Below are 5918 nucleotides of genomic sequence, written 5' to 3'. Positions count from 1 at the left end.
CGCCAAGGTCGTCATCACGCGCGCGGCCGTCGAGGACGGCGCGCAGCCGACGATCGTCTTGGCGCAGAAGCGACGCAGCGCCTAGGGACCGATCCGCGGCGAGCGGCCGCGGTCGCGGCAGGATGAGGGGATGCTCCCCGATCTGCAGCTTCCTGCCGTCCTGTCCAGCCGCGGCGGAGAGGTCGTCCTCCGCCGTGCGACCGTGACCGACCTCTCCGCGCTCATGTCCTTGCTCTCGGACGATGCGATCAGCGCGGCACGCGGCGACCGCGGCGATGATGCAGACGCCGAGACCTACGGCGGCGCTCTGCGCGCCGTGCTTGAGGCGCCGCTGAACGACCTCCTCGCCGTGGAGGCGGCCGACGGCACGATGGTGGGGACCCTCCAGCTCACGGTCATCCCCGGTATGGCGCGTCGGGGCGCTACGCGCATGCTCGTCGAAGCGGTGCGGGTGGCGTCGAGCGCGCGTTCCGGCGGGATCGGCAGCGCGGTGATGCGCTGGGTGATGCACGTCGCGGCCCCGGCGACCGGCGCGACTCTCGTGCAGCTCACCTCCGACGCCGCGCGCGTCGATGCCCACCGGTTCTACACGCGACTCGGCTTCGCCGACTCCCATATCGGCTTCAAATACGCGCTGTGACGCCCGGGGCCCGAGCGCACGACGCACCCGGGCCCGGAATCGCGTCAGCCCACGAGACCTCGGCGCTCCAGGAGCGGCTGGATCTCGGCATCCCGTCCCCGGAAATCGCGGTAGGCCGCGAGGGGGTCGCCCGAACCGCCGACGCCCAGCAGACGGTGACGGAAGCGGTCCCCGTTCTCGCGCGTCAGGCCGCCGTTCTCGCCGAACCATTCCACGGTGTCGGCGTCGAGCACCTCGCTCCAGATGTACGAGTAGTAGCCCGCGCTGTAGCCGCCCGAGAACACGTGCGCGAAGTACGTCGAGGCGTACCGCGTCGGGACGGCGGGGTCGTCGAGTCCGATGTCGGCCAGCGCCGCCGCCTGGAACGCCGCAACGTCGATGTCGGCCGAGGCCTCGTCGAGGGAGAGGGTGTGCCACGCCTGGTCGATCCAGGATGCCGCCAGGTACTCGCTCGTAGCGAAGCCCTGATTGAACGCCTCGGAGGCGTGCAGGCGGTCGACCACATCGGCCGGCAGCTGCTCGTCGGTGTCGATGTGACGCGCGTAGTTCGCGAGGATCTCGGGCCAGAGGATCCACATCTCGTTCACCTGGCTGGGGAACTCGACGAAGTCGCGGTACACCGCGGTGCCCGCGAAGTGGGGGTAGGTGACGGTCGCGAAGAGGCCGTGCAGGGCGTGACCGAACTCGTGGAAGAGGGTCGTGACCTCGTCGAGCGTCAGCAGCGTCGGGGTGCCGGGGGCGGGCTTGTTCACGTTCAGGTTGTTCACGACGACCGGGGCGGTCCCGCGCAGGGCCGACTGCGTGACGATCGCATTCATCCAGGCGCCGCCGCGCTTGGTGTCGCGCGTGTACAGATCGAGCAGGAACAGCCCGAGTTCGCTGCCGTCGGCGTTGTGCACCTCGAACACGCGGACCTCGGGGTGGTAGCCCTGCAGGTCGTGCCTTTCGGTGACACGGATGCCGTAGAGCTGCTCGGCAGCGAAGAACACGCCGTCGCGCAGCACGCGCTCGGCTTCGAACCACGGGCGCAGCGCGGCACGGTCGAGGTCGTACTTCTCGGCGCGCACCTTCTCGGTGTAGAACGCCCAGTCATGGGCCTCGATCCGGATGCCGTCGGCGTCGGCGATCCGCTGCAGGGCGGCCTGCTCGTCGCGGGCGTTCGCGGCGGCCGGTGCGGCCAGTCGACGAAGGAGCGATTCGACGGCGTCGGGGGAGCCGGCGGTCTGGTCGGCGAGCACGGCCGCGGCGTGCGAGGGGTAGCCGAGCAGGGTCGCGCGCTCGGCCCGCAGTCGTACGATCTCGCGCAGCACGGGACGGTTGTCGTTCGCGTTGTCGCGCGCCGCGCGCGAGCGCGACGCCTCGAGCAGCCGTCGGCGGCTCTCGCGGTTCGTCAGCGACGAGAGGTACGGGTGCCCCGTGTACAGCGTGAGGGTCACGACGTACCGACCGTCGAGGCCTCGGCTGGTCGCAGCCTGCGCGGCTGCCGAGAGCTCGCCATCGCTGAGTCCGTCCAGCTCGGCGGCATCGTCGAACACCACGGCGAGGTCGTTCGTGTCGGCGAGCAGGTTCTTCTCGAACGTGGTGGTCAGCACCGACAATCGCTGGTTGAGGTCGGTCAGACGCTGCTTCTGCGCGGCATCCAGACCGGCGCCGGCAAGCGCCATCTCGCGGTGGTGACGTTCCACCAGATAGCGGCTCTCGGCATCCAGGTCCAGATGATCGAGCTGATCGTGCACCGCGGCGATGCGGGCGAACAGAGCGGCATCGAGCTGGATCGCGTCGCGGTGGGCGGACATGAGGGGCGCGAGCTGCTCCTCGATGGCCTGGATCGCGGGAGTGCCGTCGGCTCCCGTCACCGTGTAGAACGTGCGCGAAACGCGACCGAGGAGCTCTCCGCTGCGCTCGAGCGCGACGAGCGTGTTCTCGAACGTCGCGGGCTCGGTCTGAGCGGTGATCGCGTCGACCTCCGCCCGCTGCGTGGCGAACGCCTCGTGGAAGGCGGGGAGGTAGTGCTCCGAACGGATGCTGCCGTACGGCGGCAGGTCGTAGGGCAGCGCGGGGGAGGACAGCAGGGGATTGGGGGCATCCGTCATCGGTCCAGCCTAGGCGGCGGGCCCCTCGCGGTCACGGGGCAGGAAAGAGGCGCGGGCCACGGCGACGCGCCCGGCGCCTGCCGAAGGGACCCGGGGGCTTCGACAGGCTCCGTCCCCGGCCCCGAAAGCGACCGAGCCCGCCGCCCCGAACGGGGACGGCGGGCTCGCTCTTCGTCGAGGCGCGGGTCAGGCGAACTCGGCGTCGTCGTCGTAGCGCACGACGACCTCGCCCGCGGCATCCTGGCTCACGATGACCCCCGTGTCGAGCTCGGCGACGGGGCGGCTCTCGAGGAAGGTCAGTGTCCAGCGCGGGGCGGGAGCGCTCAGACCATCGGGGTTGAGGGCTGCCTCGACCGCGGCGATCTGCGCGTGCAGAACCTCGGGAACAGCCTTCGGCGGCTGCTCACGAGCGGTCCAACGGGTTCCGAGTTGCATCAGGCCTCCTGGGGTGCGAACACGATGTCGGTGACGGTGGTGGAGTCGGCCTCGGCGAACGAGATCTCCTCGATGCGTCCGACCGCGCGCAGGTCGCCCTCGGCGAGGCGCAGCGCCTCGACGTGGGGGCCCGACACGGTGAGCGAGGTCACCGGCGTCTTCTGCGAGGCCTTCGCCTCGGTCTTGGCGCGGCGGATGCCGATGAGCGCGGCGCTGACGGCGGTCAGCACGGCCGGGTCTCCCTCGGTTCCGCTCGGCTCGGGCCACGCGGCGGTGTGCACCGAACCCTCTTCGAACCACGACCACACCTCTTCGGACGCGAACGACAGCACCGGGGCGAACAGTCGCACCAGCGTCGACAGCGCCGTGCGCAGCGCGAGCGCCGCGGAGGCCTGCCCCGCGTCGGACTGGTCGTACGCGCGCTCCTTGACCAGCTCGAGGTAGTCGTCGCAGAACGTCCAGAAGAACGACTCGGTGATCTCGAGCGCGCGCGCGTGGTCGTAGGCCTCGAACGCGGCGGTGGCGTCGCGCACCACGGCATCCAGGGTCGCGAGCATCGACGCGTCGAGCGCGTGGGTGACCTCGGCGCCCTCGGGCACGGGGAACGACAGCACGAACTTCGCCGCGTTCAGCAGCTTGATCGCAAGGCGCCGGCCGATCTTGACCTGCGTCGGGTTCTGCGGGTCGAAGGCCGCGTCGGTGCCCAAGCGGCTCGACGCCGACCAGTAGCGCACCGCGTCGGAACCGTGCTGCTTCAGGATGTCGGCGGGCGTGACCACATTGCCCTTCGACTTCGACATCTTCTTTCGGTCGGGGTCGACGATGAAGCCCGAGATCGCGGCATCCGACCAGGGGCTGCGGTCGTCCTCCAGGGTGCTGCGCAGCATCGTCGAGAAGAGCCAGGTGCGGATGATGTCCTGACCCTGCGGACGCAGGTCGAACGGCGACACGAGGTTCCACAGCTCCTCGTCGCGCTGCCAGCCGCCGGCCAGCTGCGGGGTGAGCGACGACGTCGCCCACGTGTCGAGGATGTCGCGCTCGGCGTCGAAGCCGCCCGGAACACCGCGCTGATCCTCGGTGTAGCCCGGGGGCACGTCGGTGGTGGGGTCGACCGGGAGCGAGGCGAGGTCGGGCGTCAGCACGCGGTCGTAATCGCGCTCCCCGTTCTCGTCGAGGCCGTACCAGACGGGGATCGGCACGCCGAAGAAGCGCTGGCGCGACACGAGCCAGTCGCCAGCTAGGCCGTTGGTCCAGTTCTCGAAGCGCACGCGCATGAAATCGGGATGCCACGACATCTCGCGCCCGAGGGCCACCAGGCGCTCGCGCAGCTCGGCATCCCGCGCTCCGTTGCGGATGTACCACTGGCGCGTCGACACGATCTCGAGCGGGCGGTCGCCCTTCTCGAAGAACTTCACGGGGTGGGTGAAGGGCTTGGGCGCGCCCTCCATGGCCCCGGACTCCTGCAGCAGCTCGACGATGCGCTTCTTGGCGCTGAACACGGTCTTGCCCGCGAGCTCGCCGTACGCCGCCTTCGCGGCATCCGTCACGATCACATCGGGGGCGTCGGCGACGATGCGGCCGTCCTTGCCGATGATCGTGCGGTTGGGCAGGTCGAGCTCGCGCCACCAGATGATGTCGGTCACGTCGCCGAAGGTGCAGATCATGGCGATGCCCGAGCCCTTGTCCTTCTGCGCGAGGGGGTGCGCGAGCACGGGCACCTCGACGTCGAACAGCGGGGTGCGCACGGTCGAGCCGAACAGCGGCTGGTAACGCTCGTCGTCGGGGTTCGCGACGAGGGCCACGCACGCCGGCAGCAGCTCGGGGCGGGTGGTCTCGATGAACACCTCGCCCGAGCCGTCGGTCTTGGCGAAACCCACGCGGTGGTAGGCGGCGGGCTGATCGCGGTCCTCGAGCTCGGCCTGCGCGATCGCGGAGCGGAAGTCCACGTCCCACAGCGTCGGCGCGAGGGCCTGGTACGCCTCGCCGCGCTCGATGTTGCGCAGGAACGCCAGCTGGCTCGTGCGGATGGAGTCGTCGGAGATCGTGCGGTAGGTCTGCGTCCAGTCGACGCTCAGGCCCAGCTCTCGGAAGAGGTCCTCGAACTGCTTCTCGTCCTCGACGGTGAGCCGCTCGCACAGCTCGATGAAGTTGCGGCGGCTGATGGGCACCTGGTCGGCGGCCTTGCTGCTCTTGTTGTCGCCGCCCGCGAACGGCGGGGTGAAGTCGGCGTCATAGGGGAGCGAGGGGTCGCAGCGCACGCCGTAGTAGTTCTGCACGCGGCGCTCGGTGGGAAGGCCGTTGTCATCCCAGCCCATGGGGTAGAACACGGTCTTGCCGCGCATGCGCTCGAAGCGCACCTTCACGTCGGTGTGCGTGAACGAGAACACGTGGCCGATGTGCAGGCTTCCGGATGCCGTCGGCGGCGGAGTGTCGACCGAGTAGACGCCCTGACGGCCGGCCTCAGCGGCGCGGAGGCGATCGAAGACGTAGGTGCCGTGTTCGCGCCACGCGGCGTCCCACTTCTGCTCGAGGCCTTCCAGCGCGGGCTTGTCGGGAATCGTGGCCATAGAAGTACTCCTCGAGCGATATGGGCGGCACTGTGTGAGCGTGCCTGATGGGTGTGGCATCCATCAGGCACGCTCACACAGTGCCGCCCATATCGCTCGAGGAGTACTTCTATGGCCACGATTCCCGACAAGCCCGCGCTGGAAGGCCTCGAGCAGAAGTGGGACGCCGCGTGGCGCGAACAC

The 5918-nt window shown here is 69.8% G+C and carries 4 protein-coding genes; 1 reads left to right on the top strand and 3 read right to left on the bottom strand.

Going from position 1 to position 5918, the window contains the following annotated elements; all coding sequences use genetic code 11:
- The first annotated feature begins 130 nt into the window (after positions 1–130).
- Positions 131–640, top strand: coding sequence for a GNAT family N-acetyltransferase (locus tag QZ433_RS10350; protein ID WP_295782913.1), 510 nt, complete (start codon positions 131–133; stop codon positions 638–640).
- Between the two features lie 44 nt (positions 641–684).
- Here the strand turns inward: QZ433_RS10350 and QZ433_RS10345 are convergent, their stop codons facing one another.
- From QZ433_RS10345 to valS, 3 genes are all read right to left on the bottom strand, one after another.
- Positions 685–2733, bottom strand: a complete 2049-nt coding sequence (locus QZ433_RS10345) for a M3 family metallopeptidase (protein ID WP_295782909.1) — start codon at positions 2731–2733, stop codon at positions 685–687.
- 186 nt (positions 2734–2919) lie between these two features.
- Positions 2920–3168 (bottom strand): hypothetical protein, encoded by a 249-nt coding sequence (locus tag QZ433_RS10340; protein ID WP_295782906.1) that lies wholly within the window; start codon positions 3166–3168, stop codon positions 2920–2922.
- Positions 3168–5735, bottom strand: coding sequence for a valine--tRNA ligase (gene valS / locus QZ433_RS10335; protein ID WP_295782903.1), 2568 nt, complete (start codon positions 5733–5735; stop codon positions 3168–3170). The genes QZ433_RS10340 and valS overlap by 1 nt, the downstream gene beginning before the upstream one ends.
- Between the last annotated feature and the right edge of the window lie 183 nt (positions 5736–5918).

The organism is uncultured Microbacterium sp., from assembly GCF_913776565.1.
Taxonomy (GTDB): Bacteria; Actinomycetota; Actinomycetes; order Actinomycetales; family Microbacteriaceae; genus Microbacterium.
The sequence above is the reverse complement of the archived record's forward strand: the minus strand, read 5'-3'. Positions and strand labels throughout refer to the sequence as shown.

Excerpts from the sequence above, each read along its gene's own strand:
- QZ433_RS10350 (WP_295782913.1), top strand. The coding sequence starts at position 131 with ATGCTCCCCGATCTGCAGCTTCCTGCCGTCCTGTCCAGCCGCGGCGGA.
- QZ433_RS10345 (WP_295782909.1), bottom strand. The coding sequence starts at position 2,733 with ATGACGGATGCCCCCAATCCCCTGCTGTCCTCCCCCGCGCTGCCCTAC.
- QZ433_RS10340 (WP_295782906.1), bottom strand. The coding sequence starts at position 3,168 with ATGCAACTCGGAACCCGTTGGACCGCTCGTGAGCAGCCGCCGAAGGCT.
- valS (WP_295782903.1), bottom strand. The coding sequence starts at position 5,735 with ATGGCCACGATTCCCGACAAGCCCGCGCTGGAAGGCCTCGAGCAGAAG.